This is a genomic window from Streptomyces uncialis (assembly GCF_001905345.1).
GTDB lineage: Bacteria > Actinomycetota > Actinomycetes > Streptomycetales > Streptomycetaceae > Streptomyces > Streptomyces uncialis.
The window spans coordinates 129374-146033 of sequence record NZ_LFBV01000008.1 but is presented as its reverse complement, the minus strand read 5'-3'; the positions used below and the strand labels follow the sequence as shown (position 1 = coordinate 146033).

General features: G+C 71.4%; 13 protein-coding genes. 9 read left to right on the top strand and 4 right to left on the bottom strand.

All coding sequences use genetic code 11. From position 1 onward, the window contains the following. Nucleotides 1-24: 24 nt before the first annotated feature. Nucleotides 25-1518: an MFS transporter gene (locus tag AB852_RS27055; protein WP_073792838.1), complete on the top strand. Its 1494-nt coding sequence runs from the start codon at nucleotides 25-27 to the stop codon at nucleotides 1516-1518. A 575-nt stretch (nucleotides 1519-2093) separates the two neighbouring features. Here AB852_RS27055 and AB852_RS27050 read toward each other — a convergent pair. After that, a complete protein-coding gene (locus AB852_RS27050; protein ID WP_073792837.1) occupies nucleotides 2094-3311 on the bottom strand; it encodes a THUMP-like domain-containing protein in 1218 nt (405 codons plus the stop codon). Nucleotides 3312-3393: 82 nt separating this feature from the next. On the opposite strand from AB852_RS27050, the gene AB852_RS27045 reads away from it, so the two are divergent. From AB852_RS27045 to groL, 4 genes are all read left to right on the top strand, one after another. Beyond that, nucleotides 3394-4365, top strand: coding sequence for a polysaccharide deacetylase family protein (locus AB852_RS27045; RefSeq protein WP_079184959.1), 972 nt, complete (start codon nucleotides 3394-3396; stop codon nucleotides 4363-4365). Then, nucleotides 4362-5192 (top strand): polysaccharide deacetylase family protein, encoded by an 831-nt coding sequence (locus AB852_RS27040; protein WP_079184958.1) that lies wholly within the window; start codon nucleotides 4362-4364, stop codon nucleotides 5190-5192. The genes AB852_RS27045 and AB852_RS27040 overlap by 4 nt, the downstream gene beginning before the upstream one ends. A 1118-nt stretch (nucleotides 5193-6310) precedes the next feature. After that, nucleotides 6311-6619 (top strand): co-chaperone GroES, encoded by a 309-nt coding sequence (groES, locus tag AB852_RS27035; protein WP_073792836.1) that lies wholly within the window; start codon nucleotides 6311-6313, stop codon nucleotides 6617-6619. Nucleotides 6620-6754: 135 nt separating this feature from the next. Then, nucleotides 6755-8380, top strand: coding sequence for a chaperonin GroEL (gene groL / locus AB852_RS27030; protein ID WP_073792835.1), 1626 nt, complete (start codon nucleotides 6755-6757; stop codon nucleotides 8378-8380). 609 nt (nucleotides 8381-8989) lie between these two features. Here groL and AB852_RS27025 read toward each other — a convergent pair. Together AB852_RS27025 and AB852_RS27020 are read right to left on the bottom strand one after the other, a co-directional pair. Continuing rightward, a complete protein-coding gene (locus AB852_RS27025; RefSeq protein ID WP_073792834.1) occupies nucleotides 8990-9763 on the bottom strand; it encodes an SDR family NAD(P)-dependent oxidoreductase in 774 nt (257 codons plus the stop codon). Nucleotides 9764-9772: 9 nt separating this feature from the next. After that, nucleotides 9773-11296 carry a multicopper oxidase family protein gene (locus tag AB852_RS27020; protein WP_073792833.1) on the bottom strand — a complete coding sequence of 508 codons (1524 nt, stop codon included), beginning with the start codon at nucleotides 11294-11296 and terminating at the stop codon, nucleotides 9773-9775. A gap of 296 nt (nucleotides 11297-11592) precedes the next feature. On the opposite strand from AB852_RS27020, the gene AB852_RS27015 reads away from it, so the two are divergent. Then, complete coding sequence (locus AB852_RS27015) at nucleotides 11593-12504, top strand: LysR family transcriptional regulator (protein ID WP_073792832.1); 912 nt, start codon at nucleotides 11593-11595, stop codon at nucleotides 12502-12504. Nucleotides 12505-12549: 45 nt separating this feature from the next. Here AB852_RS27015 and AB852_RS27010 read toward each other — a convergent pair whose 3' ends face one another. Next, nucleotides 12550-12885 carry a WhiB family transcriptional regulator gene (locus AB852_RS27010; RefSeq protein WP_073792831.1) on the bottom strand — a complete coding sequence of 112 codons (336 nt, stop codon included), beginning with the start codon at nucleotides 12883-12885 and terminating at the stop codon, nucleotides 12550-12552. A 393-nt stretch (nucleotides 12886-13278) separates the two neighbouring features. Between AB852_RS27010 and AB852_RS27005 the strand changes: the two genes are divergently transcribed. From AB852_RS27005 to guaB, 3 genes are all read left to right on the top strand, one after another. Continuing rightward, the gene (locus AB852_RS27005; protein ID WP_003948568.1) at nucleotides 13279-13890 is read left to right on the top strand and encodes a response regulator transcription factor; all 612 of its coding nucleotides are present in this window, start codon (nucleotides 13279-13281) and stop codon (nucleotides 13888-13890) included. 300 nt (nucleotides 13891-14190) lie between these two features. Next, nucleotides 14191-14766, top strand: coding sequence for a sigma-70 family RNA polymerase sigma factor (locus AB852_RS27000; RefSeq protein WP_073792830.1), 576 nt, complete (start codon nucleotides 14191-14193; stop codon nucleotides 14764-14766). A gap of 282 nt (nucleotides 14767-15048) precedes the next feature. Beyond that, the gene (gene guaB, locus AB852_RS26995) at nucleotides 15049-16557 is read left to right on the top strand and encodes an IMP dehydrogenase (RefSeq protein WP_073792829.1); all 1509 of its coding nucleotides are present in this window, start codon (nucleotides 15049-15051) and stop codon (nucleotides 16555-16557) included. Nucleotides 16558-16660 lie beyond the last annotated feature (103 nt).

The window sequence follows — 16660 nt, the reverse complement described above, 5'->3', positions numbered from 1 at the left end:
ATACGCGTATAGTAATGTGCCGGCATGGTGAACCACTCCTCACGGCACGCCCTGTTCCTGCCTGTGGTGCTGACCGTGCAGTTCCTCGTCGCGCTCGACATGTCCGTCGTGAACATCGCGCTGCCCGGCATCCGGACCGGCCTCGGCTTCGCCCCCGAGGACCTCACCTGGGTCGTCAGCGCCTACGCCCTCGCCTTCGGCGGGCTGCTGATGCTCGGCGGACGGCTCGCCGACGTGGTGGGCAGGCGCCGGGTCCTGATCGCCGGATTCACGCTCTTCGGCGCGGCGAGCCTGGCGGGCGGCCTCGCGTCAGAACCCTGGCAGCTGATCGCCGCCCGCGCGGTGCAGGGCGTCGGCGCCGCCGCGCTCGCCCCCGTCGGACTCACCCTGATCACCGTCATGTACCCGGCGGGGAAGGAACGCTCCGGGGCCCTCGCGATGTGGGGCGCGGCCGGGGCCCTCGGCGGCGCCGTCGGCGTCCTGCTGGGCGGAATGCTCACCGACTGGTTCGGCTGGCGCGCGGTCATGCTCGTCAATGTGCCGGTCGTGCTGCTCGCCGCGTTCGCCGCCCGGATCGCCGTACCGCTCGACGACCGGCACGGCGCCCGGCCCCGGCTGGACACCGCCGGCGCGGTGCTCGTCACCGCCGGGACCACCGCCCTCGTACTCGGACTGGTCCGCGCCGAGAGCCTCGGCTGGTCCTCCGCCACCACCCTGCTCACCCTCGCCGCCGCCGCGCTGCTGCTCACCGCGTTCGCCGCCGTCGAGGCCCGGCACCGCCAGCCCCTGCTGCGGCTGGGGATGCTGCGGCTGCGCCCGGTGCTGTCCGCGAACATGTTCTCGCTGCTGCTGGCGGCGGGTCAGTTCGGCGCGTTCTACTTCGTGTCGCTGTACCTCCAGCAGGTCCTCGGCTACGGGCCGACGGCGACCGGCGCGGCCTTCCTGCCGTTCTGCGTGGGGATCGTCGCGGGCTCGGTGTTCGCCGCGAGGACGATCACCCGGTACGGCGTCCGCGCGCTGACCGTGACCGGTGGACTCCTCGCCGCCGGGGGAATGGCCTGGTGGGCGCTGGTCATGACGCCCGAAAGCGGCTTCTGGCTCGCCGTGCTGCCGCCGTCGCTGCTCGGCAGCGTCGGCATAGGGCTGTGCATGGTCCCGCTCGGCACCGCCGCGACCAGCGGGATCTCCGCCCACGAGGCCGGGATGGCCTCCGGACTGCTCAACACCTCCCGGCAGATCGGCGGCTCGGTGGGCCTCGCGCTGCTCGTGACGGTCGCCACCGCCGCCGGGGCCGACGGGGGCGGCGCCGGGACACCGCTCATGGACGGCTTCCCCGCCGCGTTCTGGACGGCGGCGGCGCTTCTCGCGGTCGGCGCGCTGAGCATGGCCGTGCTCTACCGGGAGCCGGACGCCGGTCCTCGGGCCCCGGGGGCGGGTGCGGGCCGTGTAGCGCTTCGCGGCGCGGCCTTGGACGGCCCCGACGACAGCGCCCGCCCCGACCCGGCGGCGGCGCCCTGAGCGCACCCCCGGCGGATCCGCCGAAGAATGTCGCGGGAGGTGTCGATCCGGACGGGTCCCGATCGACACGGGGTCCGGGTGGGCGCGCTTGTTCCGGTGCCGTCGTTCGGTGGTTTCGCGCAGTTCCCCGCGCCCCTTTGGGGCGCGTCCGGTCGGTTCTTCGGGTCGGTGCCGGTCGGGATTCTCCGTCCTCGATCCGACACGCTCGGTACGACGTACCTGTGGTCCTACTGAAGAGCATCGGAGTCTGCGGGCAGAGATTCCCGCCCACCCCCTCCCGCAGCCAGGCGAGTTCGCGAGGAGAGGGGTGCCCCTTCAGGGGCGCGGGGAACTGCGCGAGCAACCAAGGGCCATCCGCAGCCGAACGGGAACCGCAAGGGGCGCGGCCTAAGGGGCGCGGGGAACTGCGCACCCCCGTCCGACCTGCACGGGAAGCAGGTACGTCCAGGTGGGGAACCGCAGAAGCGCAAGCGAAGGCGGCCTGCGGGGAACTGCGCACCCCATGAGCGACCCGCACAGGGACAAGTGCGCCCAGCGCAGGGAACCTCGGGGGCCCGGGCCGGACGGGGCCGGGGTTACTCGGGCCGGGCCGGACGGCCGATCAGCATGGTGGGCGCCCCCGCGACCCTGGTGAGGAAGACCGTCGCCGAGTGGGGCCCCACGGGCTTCACCTTGCGCCGCAACTCCTCCGGCTCCACCGCGGAGCCCCGCTTCTTGACGGTGAGCGTCCCCACCCCCCGCTCCCGCAGCAACGCCTTCAACCGCTTGACGCTGAACGGCAGATGATCGGTGACCTCGTACGCCGTCGCGAACGGCGTCCCGCGCAGTACGTCGGACGTGACGTACGCGATCGTCGCGTCGAGCAGCCCGCCGGAGACCTGCTCCGCGACCGTCGCGACGAGCCGCGCCCGGATCACCGCGGGATCGGGCTCGTACAGATACCGACCCACCGGCCGCACCGCCGGATCGGGCGGCATCCCGTCCAGCGGGCTCCACAGGGACTCCGCCCCGGGCAGCAGCGTCGACCGGCGCGAGTCGGGCGCCCCCGTACCGAACCACAGGACCGCTTCCTTCAGCTCGCCCCGGTCGGAGATCCACTCCGTCTCGACGCCCTCGGGCACCGCCTCGTGCGGCACCCCGGGCGCGATCTTCAGCGCACCGAGCCCGGCGGCCCGCGCGGCGCCCACCGCCCAGGACAGCGGTGGCGAGTACGCCTCCGGGTCGAAGATCCGCCCGCGGCCACCGCGCCGCGCGGGGTCGACGAACACCGCGTCGTACCCGTCCGTGCCGACCTCGGTCACCTCCGCCTGACGGACCTCGATCAGTGTGTCGAGCCCCAGCGCGACCGCGTTGGCGCGGGCCACCGCGCAGGTCAGCGGATCACGGTCGACCGCGAGGACCCGTATCCCGGCGCGGGCCAGCGCGATCGCGTCGCCGCCGATCCCGCAGCACAGGTCCGCCACCGAGCCGATGCCCAGCTCCCGCATCCGTCCGGCCCGGTACTCCGCCACACTCGTGCGGGTCGCCTGCTCGACGCCGTCCGGGGTGAAGAACATCCGTGCCGCGTCCGCGCCGAACTTCACCGCCGCGCGCTGCCGCAGTCTCGCCTGGCCGAGTGCGGCGGACACCAGATCGGCCGGATGCGTACGGCGCAGCCGGGTGGCGACGGCGAGTTCCCGTGCCGGGTCGGTGTCGCGCACCTCGTCCAGCAGGGCCCGGCCCTCCCCGGCGAGGAGGGCGGTGAACCGTGCGACGGCTGCGGAGTCGGGGTCGAGGGTGCTCACCTGGTCCATTGTGGGCCAGTCGGTGGATGGTCCGGTGCCGCTGGCGGTGTCTGCGCGTGGTGCGGGTGAGGCGCTGACAGGATGCGGCCCCATGCGACTAGTAGGACTAAACAGACAAGTTGCGCGAGGTGGCTCCCGTACGCGCGCGCTCGCGCGACTCCTCACCGCCGCACTCGCCCTCGGCGTCACCGCCACCTCCCTGGCCGGCTGCGCGGGCCAGGACCCCACCGCGAAGCCCGCCAAGGCGTCCGCGTCGGCCTCCGGCGGGGCGGAGGGCGCGCCCGGCAAGAAGGCCGAACGGGCGAAGGCCGCCCGCGACGAGGCCGCCACCCGCAAGCGGACCGTCGAGGCCGCCCGGATCGCCACCGCCAAGCGCTGGGGCCTCACCAAGGTGCCGCTCCTCGCGCCCCCGCCCCCCGCGGCCAAGCCGAAGATCCCCACCCGGGACGGCTTCGAGGTCGAGGGCCACGACGAGCTGCCGCCCGTCTTCACGACGATCCCCACCAAGGAGAAGATCGTCTTCCTCACCATCGACGACGGCGACAACAAGGACCCGGCGCTGATCAAGATGCTGGAGGAGCTCAAGGTCCCGTACACCGCGTTCCTCAGCGACTACCTGGTCAAGGAGGACTACGGCTACTTCCGCAAGATGCGCGACGCCGGGGTCACCCTCAACAACCACACCCTGACCCACCCGTACATGCCGGCGCTGTCCTACGAGGCCCAGAAGCGGCAGATCTGCGGGATGCAGGACGTCATCCAGAAGCAGTACGGCACCCGCCCCACCGTCTTCCGGCCGCCCTACGGCAACTACAACCGGACGACCCTGCGGGCCGCCAAGGAGTGCGGGATCACCGCCGTACCGCTGTGGAACGAGGAGGTCTTCGCGGACCGCTGGGAGTACCGCGAGTACGACAAGAGGATCCGGCCCGGGGACATCGTCCTCACCCACTTCCGCGGCAAGAAGGACTGGGACGGCTCCATGCCCGACACCGTCCGCCGCTTCCTGAAGCTCGTCACCGAGCAGGGGTACGCGGTGGCCAAGCTGGAGGACTATCTGTGACCGACGGCGGGCACGCGGGGCGGTCCGGCCGCGGCGGCCGGACCGCGCGGCGGTGGGTGGCGGCGCTGCTCGCCGCCGCCGCGGTCGGTCCGGGGCTCGGCGGCTGCGCGCAGTCCGTCGACCCGATCGAACGGCTCAGCCGCAAGGCCGCGGAGAAGGTGCGGCCGGCGGCGGGGCCGACCGCGGGCGCCGGTACGGAGGCGTACCGGCGCTGGGGGCTGTCCGCGGCGCCCGCCCCCGCGCCCTCCCCGCGCGCCCTCGCGCTGCCGGACGGGGACGGGGGCGGGCCGCCGGTGCTCGACCGGGTGCCCACCCGGGACCCGGTGGTCTTCCTCGTGTTCGGCGACGGCGCGGGGAAGGACCCCCGGTTCGCCGCGCTGGTCGGTGAACTCCGGCTGCCGGTCACGGTGTTCCTCACGGACCGGGTGCTGGGGCCCGGGTACGGGCGGCTGCGGTCCGCCGGTGCGGACGTGGAGAACCACACGCTCGACCATCCGCATCTGCCGGGGCTGCCCGCGGCCGGGCAGCGGGCGGAGATCTGCGGGCAGCGGGACAAACTGAAGGAGCGGTTCGGGGTGCGGTCGTCGATGCTGCGGCCGCCGTACGGCGCGTTCGACGCGGTGACCCTGCGGGTGGCCTCGGAGTGCGGGGTGTCCGTCGTCGTGCGGGGGCGGGGGGTCGGTGGGGGGCCCTTGCGGGCGGGGGACATCGTGGTGGTGGAGCCGGACGCGGGGGGTGTGGCGTCGCCCACGGAGGCGACGGTCGCCCTCCTCCGGGATCTCCACGCCCGGCGGCTCGCCCCGGCCCGCCTCGCGGACTACGTCTGACTCCGCGGGTCGCCTTCGCTTGCGCTTCCGAGGTCCGTCCGGCGGGACGAACTTGTCCCTGTGCGGGTCGCTCGGTGGGTGCGCAGTTCCCCGCGCCCCTGGGTTTCCTGTGCTGGGCGTACTTCGTTGCTGTGCCGTCGCTCGGTGGTTTTGCGCAGTTCCCCGCGCCCCTTTGGGGCGCGTTCTGCCGGTCCTTTGGGTCGGTGCCGGTCGGGATTCTCCGTCCTCGCTCCAACGCGCTCGGTCGGACATCCCCCGTACCCGACTGAAGAGCATCGGAGTCTGCGGGCAGAGATTCCCGCCCACCCCCTCCCGCAGCCGGGCGAGTCCGGGAGGAGGGGGTTGAAAGACAACCTCAGGGGGCGCCCCCAAAGGGGCGCGGGGAACTGCGCAAAAACGAGGGCGGACCCGCGCCCGAAGTGGCGACCGTAATGGGGCACCACCCAGGGGCGCGGGGAACTGCGCACCCCCGTCCGACCCGCACGGGAACAGGTACGCCCAGGTATGGAACCTCAGGGGCGCGGGGAACTGCGCGAAGACGAGGGCGGACCCGCGCCCGAAGTGGCGACCGTAATGGGGCACCACCCAGGGGCGCGGGGAACTGCGCACCCCCGTCCGACCCGCACGGGAACAGGTACGCCCAGGTATGGAACCTCAGGGGCGCGGGGAACTGCGCGAAAGCGAGGGCGACCCGCACCCGAAAAGCGACCGCAAGGGGGCAGCATCCAGGGGCACGGGGAACTGCGCACCCACGAACGACCTGTGCGGGAACAAGTGGGCCCAGCCGGACAGACCTCAGAGACGCAAGCGAAGGCGACCCGCACAGGGACGAAGTGGGCTCGGCGTAAGGGGCCTGGGGGTGGCCTGAGGGGGCGCGGACCGGGGCTGACGGGGGGCGCGAACACCTCGGCGCGACACTTTCGCGTACCGCCCGAGAGGGCGGCGCGTTGGCACTCCGCTTGACCGAGTGCTAATCACAGTCATAGTCTCGGTTCTGGCACTCTCCACAGGTGAGTGCCAACAGCGACGGGCAGATCCGGCACCCGCGACGACGGATCGACCTGGTCGCCACCTCAGACAGTTAACCCCGTGAGATCTCCGAAGGGGGAGGTCGGATCGTGACGACCACCAGCTCCAAGGTTGCCATCAAGCCGCTTGAGGACCGCATTGTGGTCCAGCCGCTCGACGCCGAGCAGACCACGGCCTCGGGCCTGGTCATTCCGGACACTGCCAAGGAGAAGCCCCAGGAGGGCGTCGTCCTGGCCGTGGGCCCGGGCCGTGTCGAGGACGGCAAGCGCGTCGAGCTCGACGTCGCCGTCGGCGACGTGGTGCTCTACAGCAAGTACGGCGGCACCGAGGTGAAGTACAACGGCGAGGAGTACCTCGTCCTCTCGGCCCGCGACGTGCTCGCGATCATCGAGAAGTAATTCACTCAGCGCCGACTCCCCAGAGTCATGTGCTTGTGAGCCGCGCCCCTGGCCGCCCGCGATATGCCGCCGGGTTTCCAGGGGCGCGCCTCGTTCACCGCATTACGCAGTTTCTGAGAGGGCTGAACCGCTCCCATGGCGAAGATCCTGAAGTTCGACGAGGACGCCCGTCGCGCCCTTGAGCGCGGCGTCAACAAGCTTGCCGACACCGTCAAGGTGACGATCGGCCCCCGTGGCCGCAACGTCGTCATCGACAAGAAGTTCGGCGCCCCGACCATCACCAACGACGGCGTCACCATCGCCCGTGAGGTGGAGATCGAGGACCCCTACGAGAACCTGGGCGCCCAGCTCGTGAAGGAGGTGGCCACCAAGACCAACGACATCGCTGGTGACGGCACCACCACCGCCACCGTGCTGGCCCAGGCACTGGTCAAGGAGGGTCTGCGCAACGTTGCCGCGGGCGCCTCCCCGGCCGCCCTGAAGAAGGGCATCGACGCCGCCGTCAAGGCCGTCTCCGACGAGCTCCTCGCGACCGCGCGCCCGATCGACGACAAGTCGGACATCGCCGCCGTCGCCGGGCTGTCCGCGCAGGACCCGCAGGTCGGCGATCTCATCGCCGAAGCCATGGACAAGGTCGGCAAGGACGGTGTCATCACCGTCGAGGAGTCGAACACCTTCGGCCTGGAGCTGGACTTCACCGAGGGCATGGCCTTCGACAAGGGCTACCTGTCGCCGTACTTCGTGACGGACCAGGAGCGGATGGAAGCGGTCCTGGAGGACCCCTACATCCTCATCCACCAGGGCAAGATCGGTTCGATCCAGGACCTGCTGCCGCTGCTGGAGAAGGTCATCCAGGCGGGTGGCTCCAAGCCGCTGCTGATCATCGCCGAGGACGTCGAGGGCGAAGCCCTGTCGACCCTGGTCGTGAACAAGATCCGTGGCACGTTCAACGCCGTCGCCGTGAAGGCTCCCGGCTTCGGTGACCGCCGCAAGGCCATGCTCGGCGACATCGCGACCCTCACGGGCGCGCAGGTCATCGCCGAGGAGGTCGGCCTCAAGCTCGACCAGGTCGGTCTGGACGTACTGGGCAGCGCCCGCCGGATCACCGTCACCAAGGACGACACCACCATCGTCGACGGTGGCGGCGAGTCCGCCGAGGTCACCGGCCGGATCGCGCAGATCAAGGCCGAGATCGAGAACACCGACTCCGACTGGGACCGCGAGAAGCTCCAGGAGCGCCTCGCGAAGCTCGCCGGCGGCGTGTGCGTCATCAAGGTCGGCGCCGCCACCGAGGTGGAGCTGAAGGAGAAGAAGCACCGTCTGGAGGACGCCATCTCCGCGACCCGCGCCGCGGTCGAGGAGGGCATCGTCTCCGGTGGTGGCTCCGCGCTGGTCCACGCCGCGAAGGTGCTGGAGGGCAACCTCGGCAAGGAGGGCGACGAGGCCACCGGTGTCGCCGTCGTCCGCAAGGCCGTGGTCGAGCCGCTGCGCTGGATCGCCGAGAACGCCGGTCTTGAGGGCTACGTCATCGTCTCCAAGGTCGCCGACCTGGAGCCGGGTCACGGCTACAACGCGGCCACCGAGGAGTACGTCGACCTGGTCAAGGCCGGGGTCATCGACCCGGTCAAGGTGACGCGCTCCGCGCTGGAGAACGCCGCGTCCATCGCGTCGCTGCTGCTCACGACCGAGACCCTGGTCGTCGAGAAGCCGGCCGAGGACGAGGGTGACTCCGGTCACGGCGGCCACGGGCACTCCCACTAGTCGCTTCCGCGACCTCAGCAGTACCCAGGCCCCGGGCCCGGACCCCCACACCGGGGGCCCGGGCCCGCAGCCGTTCCCCCCGCCCCCAGGTTTTCCCGGGTTGGCGCACTTGTCCCCGTGCGGGCCGTTCGTGGGTGCGCAGTTCCCCGCGCCCCTGGATGCTGCCCCCTTGCGGTCGCATTTCGGGTGCGGGTCCGCCCTCGTCTTTTGCGCAGTTCCCCGCGCCCCTGAAGGGGCACTCCTCTCCTCCCGCAGTCGCTCGGCTACGGGAGGGGGTGGGCGGGAATCTCTGCTCGCAGACTCCGATGCTCTTCAGTAGGGCAACTGGACGTGTTACCGAGCGTGTCGGATCGAGGACGGAGAATCCCGACCGGCACCGACCCGAAGAACCGGCCGGACGCGCCCCAAAGGGGCGCGGGGAACTGCGCGAAAACGACGAGCGACGGCACAGGAACGAAGTTCGTCCAGCCGGACGGACCTGGGAAGCGCAAGCGAAGGCGACCCGCGGGGAACTGCGCGAAAACGACGAGCGACGGCACAGCAACGAAGTTCGTCCAGCCGGACGGACCTGGGAAGCGCAAGCGAAGGCGACCCGCTGGACGGACCCGGCTAACGGGGACCGTACTTGCGGCCCGTGCGGGACGTGACCCCGCCCAGCAAGGGGCGGGGCGCCAGCTTCGCGAGGCCCATCAGCGCCTTGTAACGGGGATCCGGGACGGACACGACCTTCCCGTGCGCGAGATCGGACAGCGCCGCCGCGACCACCTTGTCCGCGTCCAGCCACATCCACCTGGGGATGTTGTCCGTCCCCATCCCGGCCCGCTGATGGAACTCGGTGCGTACGAACCCGGGGCACAGCGCCATGAGCCGTACCCCCGACCCCGCGAGATCCTTCGCCGCGCCCTGGGTGAACTGGACCACCCACGCCTTCGACGCCCCGTACGTCCCACGAGGAAGGAACGCGGCGACCGAGGCGACATTGACCACGGCCCCCCGGCCCCGCTCCCGCATCGCCCCGCTCGCCGCGGAGGTCAGCCGGAGGACCGCCTCGCAGTGCACCTTCAGCATGGTCAGCTCATCAGCCATCGGGACGTCCAGATAGCGGCCCTTGTTGCCGAAGCCCGCGTTGTTGACCAGCAGGTCGACCGGCCGCCGCTGGTCCGTGAGCCGCTCGGCGACGCCCTCGATCCCGCTGTCCGTCGAGAGGTCGCCCGTCAGTACCTCGGCCTCGATCCCGTGCCGGTCGTGCAGCTCGGTGGCCTGCTCACGCAACCGCTTCGTATCGCGTGCCACCAGCACCAGGTCATGCCCCTGGGCGGCCAGCCGCCGGGCGAACGCGGCACCGATACCCGCGGTGGAACCTGTGATCAGAGCCGTAGTCATGGGGCAAGGTTAGTGTCCGCCGTGGTCCCCGGCCTCCGGCGCGCGTGCCGTACCGCCCGGCTCGACCACCACGAACTGGCCCATCATGCCCCGGTCCTCATGGCTCAGCAGATGACAGTGGAACATGTACGGGGTGTCCTCGTCGGCGGTCCCGTCGAACCGCAGGACCAGCCGCATCCGTGAACCGCTCGGGATCAGCACGGTGTCCTTGCGGCCCCGCAGCGCGGGCGGCGGAGTGCGCCCGTCCACGTCCAGTACCCGGAACTGCACGTCGTGGACATGGAAGTTGTGCGGCATCCCGTTGTCGTTGCGCACCGTCCAGGTCTCGGTGGTGCCCCGGGTGACGACCTCGTCGATCCGGTCCATGTCCATCGGCTTGTCGTTGATCCCGGTCAGCGCGAGATCGAAGTGGCGCTCCTTCACGGAGTCCGCCGCGTCCGGGAGTTCCGGTGCGGTCAGCCGGTCCGGCAGGGCGGGGGAGGGGCGCAGGGTCCGCGCCGCGCGCAGTTGCAGGATGTCGAAGGAGTCGTGGCCGCCGCCGAACCGCCGTTCCAGGGCTCCCGCGTAGCCGTCGCGCAGCGGGAAGCTCCGCAGCACGGTCCGCTCACCGGGGACCATCCGTACGACGATCTCCGCGCGCTCACCGGGCGACAGCCGTATCCGCCGCTGCTCCACGGGCCGCTCCAGCAGTCCGCCGTCCGTCGCGATCTGGTCGAAGGCGCGGTCGTCGGGGAACCCGAAGTCGTAGGTGCGGGCGGTGGAGGCGTTGAGCAGCCGCAGCCGGACCCGCTCGTCGGCGACCTCGCGGTACGGGTCGAGGGTGCCGTTGACCATGACGCGGTTGCCGAGGAAACCGACGCCCTGGAATCTGCGGTGGGCGTGGTCGAACCGGTCGCCGTCGAAGCGGACGTCCTGCACGATCACCGGCAGATCGTCCACGCCGTACCGTTTCGGCAGCGGAAGGCGGCCGGACTCCTCGTCGTCCAGCAGGAACATCCCCGCGAGCCCGCGCTGGACATGCTTCTCCGTCGAACCGTGCAGGTGCGGGTGGTACCAGAGGGTGGCCGCGGGCTGTTCGACCGTCCAGTGCGGGGACCAGCGTCCGCCCGCGCGGACCGTCTGGTGCGGGCCGCCGTCCATCTCGGCGGGCAGCCGCATCCCGTGCCAGTGCACGCTGGACGCCTCGGGGAGGGTGTTGCTCACCTCGACCCGTACCTTCTCACCGCGTGCGGCCCGCAGGGTCGGCCCCAGATGGGCGCCGTTGAACCCCCAGGTCGGGGTGGGCCGGCCGGGCCGGAACTCCGTGGTGCCCTGACGCATCCGCAGGTCGAAGACCCGGGTGCCGTCCCGGTCCACCCGGGAGGCCGCGAGCGGCGGTACGGCCATCTCGTCGCGGAAGACGGTGCCGCCCGCGGTACTCACCTCCACGTCGTGCCACAGCCACAGCGCGGTCGCGCCGACGGCCACGACAAGGACGGAGGTGACGACTCCGAGGACGACGAGAACACGGCGGACACGCGGCCATTTGGACATGACCCGAGCGTTCCGGCGGGACGGGGGACCGGACATCGGGGCGGCCCCTGGCCCGGCCCGGACACCGGGTTCGGGGGCCGCCGGGGTTCTCCCTGAGCCGTCCCGGACGCCCCCGGGGTTCCGGTGGGCGGTCGGGCGCTCGCCGTGCTGGTCGGCGGGGGTCGGTGGGCGGTCAGCCGCCGGACGGGACGGCTCGGGGTCGCCCCCTACGGCGGTCCGTCCCGGCCGTTCAAAGGGTCGGCGCAGGAATCCGTCCGGCATCCAAGGTTGTCTTATGCCCGCGTTATGCTCGAAGGGTGATCGAAGCCCGTCATCTCCGTGTCCTGCGCGCGGTCGCGACCACCGGTTCCTTCTCGGCGGCGGCCCGCGAGCTGGGCTGCACCCAGCCGGCCGTCAGCCAGCAGATGAAGGCCCTGGAGTCCTCGGCCGGCACCCCGCTGCTGATCCGTACCGGCCGCGAGATGCGGCTCACCCAGGCGGGCGAGGCCCTGGTCCGCCATGCCACGGGCATCCTCGCGGGGCTGACCGCCGCCGAGGAGGAGGTCGCCGCGATCGCCGGGCTGCGCGCGGGCCGGGTGCGGCTGGTGTCGTTCCCGAGCGGCAGCTCGACCCTGGTGCCCACCGCCCTCGCCGCCCTGCGCGCCGCCCATCCGGGCACCCGGGTGTCCCTGGTCGACGCGGAGCCGCCCCGTTCGGTGGAGATGCTGCGCGAGGGCGACTGCGATGTGGCGCTGGCCTTCCACTACGGGGGGTCCGCCACCGGACCGGGCGGCCCGGACGGGGAGTGGTCCGATCTGGTGGTGCGGCCCCTGCTGGCCGACCGGCTGGTGGGTCTGGTGCCCGAGGGCCATCCGCTCGCCGGTGAGGACACCGTGGGGATCGGGGAGCTGGCCGACGACCCCTGGATCGCGGGCTGTCCCCGCTGCCGCCGCCAGCTGGTGGAGGTCTGCGAGGACGCCGGTTTCACCCCCCGCATCGACTTCGCCACCGACGACTACCCGGCCGTGATCGGCCTCGTCGGGGCGGGTCTGGGGGTGGCGGTGCTGCCGGAGCTGGCGCTGGAGTCGGTACGGCCGGGGGGCGCGCGGACCGTGGCGGTGGAGCCCGCCGTACGCCGTCAGATCGTCGCCCTGACCCTGCCGGACCTGGCAAGGGTCCCGGCGGTCGCGGCGACCCTGGACCAGCTGGAGCGGGCCGCGGGGCGCTGAACGGTACGCCGCGGGGAGCCGTTCAGGTGACGGGGAAACGTTCCTTCAGTGGTGGCGTACCGTGCCGTGGCCGGAAGCCGTCGCACTCGCCGGGACCAGCCGGTTGCGGGCCCGTCCCATCAGTTCCTCGCGCTCGTCCTCGGTGAGCCCGCCCCACACCCCGTACGGCTCCCGTACCTGGAGGGCGTGCGCCGCGCACTCGGCGCGTACCGGGCAGCGCATGCAGACCTCCTTGGCGGAGTTCTCGCGCGCGCTCCGTGCCGCACCCCGTTCGCCCTCGGGATGGAAGAAGAGCGAACTGTCGACCCCACGGCATGCCGCGAGGAGCTGCCAGTCCCACAGGTCCGCGTTCGGTCCGGGAAGGCGGGAGAAATCTGCCATGGCTTGTCCCCTTCAGCGTGTACAGCTTGCGACCGTTCCGACGCGGACAGTGCCCACGACGCAAAACTACTGTCGAAGAAGATGAAAATATGACTCTTTGCGAATCTAGCCGCAGACACCGGTGAAAGTGAAGAAAAGCCGCTAAATGGGGCATAGGTCTTGACGAAAGCTTTCTGGTCACGCGCGGTGCCTGGGGAGTGTCCGTGCCCTCACGTAGAGTGCCGAAGGCTGCTGAGTGACCCGTAACTCTTTCGGGTGACCATCGTTGAGAAGGCCGGAGGCGGTTGAGGAAACAAGCGCTCGGGCACATGTCCGGGAGCGTCAACCGCACAGGTGACGATTCGTACCAGCCTGGAGGCTCAAGGTGACGCGCATCAGCTCCGGAGGACGGTCATGACTTCCGTCCTCGTCTGCGACGACTCCCCGCTCGCCCGAGAAGCGCTGCGCCGCGCGGTGGCCACCGTGCCCGGTGTCGAGCGGGTCACGACGGCGGCCAACGGCGAGGAAGTCCTCCGCCGCTGGGGTGCCGACCGTTCAGATCTGATTCTGATGGACGTACGTATGCCCGGACTGGGCGGGGTGGAGACGGTCCGCCGGCTGCTCTCCGCCGACCCCGGCGCCCGGATCATCATGCTCACGGTCGCCGAGGACCTGGACGGGGTCGCGCTCGCGGTCGCGGCCGGGGCCCGCGGCTATCTGCACAAGGACGCCTCGCGCGCCGAACTGCGCGCGACCGTCACCCAGGCGCTCGCCGACCCCACCTGGCGGCTCGCCCCGCGCAGGCTGCGGTCGGCCGAGATGGGCGCGGCGCCCACGCTCACCGCGCGGGAGATCCAGGTGCTGGAGGGCATGAGTCATGGCCGCTCCAACGCCGAGATCGGCCGTGAGCTGTTCCTCTCCGAGGACACGGTGAAGACGCACGCCAGGCGGCTCTTCAAGAAGCTCGGCGCCTCGGACCGCGCGCACGCCGTGGCGCTCGGTTTCCGCTGGGGCCTGGTCCGTTAGGAACGCGGGTGCCGCCCCAGGGGTACGGCGATCCCCGCCCGCCACCGGCGGGCGGGGCGGGCCGCGCCGGGCCGCGCGCGGTGGCCGACGCCCGCCCCCCGGGGATGGCCGGTACGGCACCCGGCTCCGGTTTCCCGGCCGATGCCGCATCCTTGAGGTGTGGAGTTCCTCGGGGACGGACCGACCGAGCGGAAGGGGAGGGAGCGGGACATGAGCGCCGGCGCACCTGCTCATAACGCTTCGGTGCACAAGTACGGACGCGGTGCCACGGACGACGAGACGTCAAGGCACCATGGACCGATGCGCGAAGACGAGACCACGGTGATCGGTGCGCTCGTCCACCGTGCGGTCGACGGTGACGCACAGGCCACGCACGATCTGCTCGCGCGGGTGCATCCGCTCGCGCTGCGGTACTGCCGTACGCGGCTGTCCCGGCTGCCCGGGGACGCGCGGCACTTCGTGGAGGACCTCGCGCAGGAGGTCTGTGTCGCGGTGCTGCTCGCGCTGCCGCGCTACAAGGACACCGGCCGGCCGTTCGAGGCGTTCGTCTTCGCGATCGCCGCGCACAAGGTCGCCGATCTCCAGCGGGCCGCGATGCGGCATCCCGGGTCGACGGCCGTGCCGTCCGACGAGATGCCCGAGCGGCCCGACGACTCGCTGGGGCCCGAGGAGCGGGCGCTGCTCAGCAGTGACGCCGAGTGGGCGAAGAAGCTGCTGGCGAATCTTCCCGAGAACCAGCGGGAGCTGCTGCTGCTGCGGATCGCCGTGGGGCTCACGGCGGAGGAGACCGGGCAGATGCTGGGGATGTCGCCGGGAGCGGTGCGGGTCGCGCAGCACCGTGCGCTGAGCCGGCTGCGGGCTCTCGCGGAGCAGTAGCCCCGGCCCCGTCTTTCGGTTCCGCCCCGGGTTTCCCGCGCTGGGCGCCCTTCGCTTGCGCTTCCTGGGTCTGTCCGGTGGGTGTACTTCGTTGCTCTGCCGTCGCTCGTGAGGTGCGCAGTTCCCCGCCCCCCTTCGTGGCGCGTTCCGCTGCCTTTCGGGACGTTGCCCTGCCCTGCTGACGAGCGCACGAGCAGGGGTGGACGCGAACATGGAATGAGAGCGGCCCGCTTCCCGTTAGCATGGACATCCCGCACGGACAAGCCCATCTGGGAAGGTGTCATGACTGCCAACGTCGACGGAGTACCCGAGAAATTCGCGACGCTCGGGCTGACCTACGACGATGTGCTGCTTCTGCCGGGCGCCTCGGAGATGGCCCCGGACCAGATCGACACCTCCTCGTACATCTCCCGCAACGTCCGCGTGAACATCCCGCTGCTCTCCGCGGCGATGGACAAGGTCACCGAGTCCCGGATGGCCATCGCGATGGCCCGCCAGGGCGGCGTGGGCGTCCTGCACCGGAACCTGTCGATCGCCGACCAGGCGAACCAGGTCGACCTGGTCAAGCGCTCCGAGTCGGGCATGGTCACCGACCCGATCACCGTGCACCCGGACGCCACGCTCGGCGAGGCCGACGCGATCTGTGCCAAGTTCCGGATCAGCGGTGTCCCCGTCACCGACGGCAACGGCAAGCTGCTCGGCATCGTCACCAACCGTGACATGGCCTTCGAGACGGACCGCGCCCGGCAGGTCCGCGAGGTCATGACGCCGATGCCGCTGGTCACCGGCAAGGTCGGCATCTCCGGCACCGACGCCATGGAGCTGCTGCGCCGCCACAAGATCGAGAAGCTGCCGCTCGTGGACGACAGCGGCATCCTCAAGGGCCTCATCACCGTCAAGGACTTCGTCAAGGCCGAGAAGTACCCGAACGCCGCCAAGGACGCCGAGGGCCGGCTGCTCGTCGGCGCGGCCGTCGGGGTCGCCGGGGACGCCTTCGAGCGGGCCCAGGCGCTGGTCGAGGCGGGCGTCGACTTCATCGTGGTGGACACCGCGCACGGCCACTCCAAGCTCGTCGGGGACATGGTCGCCAAGATCAAGTCGAACGGGGGCGGCGTCGATGTCATCGGCGGCAACATCGCCACCCGTGACGGCGCGCAGGCCCTCATCGACGCCGGTGTCGACGGGATCAAGGTCGGCGTCGGCCCCGGTTCCATCTGCACCACCCGGGTCGTCGCGGGTATCGGCGTACCGCAGGTCACCGCCATTTACGAGGCCTCGCTGGCCGCCAAGGCCGCGGGCATCCCCGTCATCGGGGACGGTGGCCTCCAGTACTCCGGCGACATCGCGAAGGCCCTGGTCGCCGGTGCCGACACCGTGATGCTGGGCTCCCTGCTCGCCGGGTGCGAGGAGTCCCCCGGTGAGCTGATGTTCATCAACGGCAAGCAGTTCAAGTCGTACCGGGGCATGGGCTCGCTCGGCGCGATGCAGTCCCGGGGCGACCGGCAGTCCTTCTCCAAGGATCGCTACTTCCAGGAGGGCGTGGCGTCCGACGAGAAGCTGGTGCCCGAGGGCATCGAGGGCCAGGTGCCCTACCGGGGTCCGCTCTCGGCGGTCGTCCACCAGCTCGTCGGCGGACTGCGCCAGTCGATGTTCTACGTCGGCGGCCGGACGGTGCCCCAGCTCCAGGACCGGGGCCGGTTCGTCCGGATCACCTCGGCGGGGCTCAAGGAGAGCCACCCGCACGACATCCAGATGACGGTCGAGGCACCGAACTACAGCCGTCACAAGTAGTTCACGCAGGGTTACCCGCGTTCCCAGGCGCGGCACCGCGCGGGCAGGGCGGCTCCGGAGGACTCCGGAGCCGCCCTTCGCATGCGGGTCGGGGATACTGGGA

What these genes read in the sequence shown, in the direction of transcription:
- AB852_RS27055 (WP_073792838.1), top strand. Translation starts at nt 25, where the DNA reads ATGGTGAACCACTCCTCACGGCACGCCCTGTTCCTGCCTGTGGTGCTG.
- AB852_RS27050 (WP_073792837.1), bottom strand. Translation starts at nt 3,311, where the DNA reads ATGGACCAGGTGAGCACCCTCGACCCCGACTCCGCAGCCGTCGCACGG.
- AB852_RS27045 (WP_079184959.1), top strand. Translation starts at nt 3,394, where the DNA reads ATGCGACTAGTAGGACTAAACAGACAAGTTGCGCGAGGTGGCTCCCGT.
- groL (WP_073792835.1), top strand. Translation starts at nt 6,755, where the DNA reads ATGGCGAAGATCCTGAAGTTCGACGAGGACGCCCGTCGCGCCCTTGAG.
- AB852_RS27025 (WP_073792834.1), bottom strand. Translation starts at nt 9,763, where the DNA reads ATGACTACGGCTCTGATCACAGGTTCCACCGCGGGTATCGGTGCCGCG.
- AB852_RS27020 (WP_073792833.1), bottom strand. Translation starts at nt 11,296, where the DNA reads ATGTCCAAATGGCCGCGTGTCCGCCGTGTTCTCGTCGTCCTCGGAGTC.
- AB852_RS27010 (WP_073792831.1), bottom strand. Translation starts at nt 12,885, where the DNA reads ATGGCAGATTTCTCCCGCCTTCCCGGACCGAACGCGGACCTGTGGGAC.
- AB852_RS27005 (WP_003948568.1), top strand. Translation starts at nt 13,279, where the DNA reads ATGACTTCCGTCCTCGTCTGCGACGACTCCCCGCTCGCCCGAGAAGCG.
- AB852_RS27000 (WP_073792830.1), top strand. Translation starts at nt 14,191, where the DNA reads ATGCGCGAAGACGAGACCACGGTGATCGGTGCGCTCGTCCACCGTGCG.
- guaB (WP_073792829.1), top strand. Translation starts at nt 15,049, where the DNA reads ATGACTGCCAACGTCGACGGAGTACCCGAGAAATTCGCGACGCTCGGG.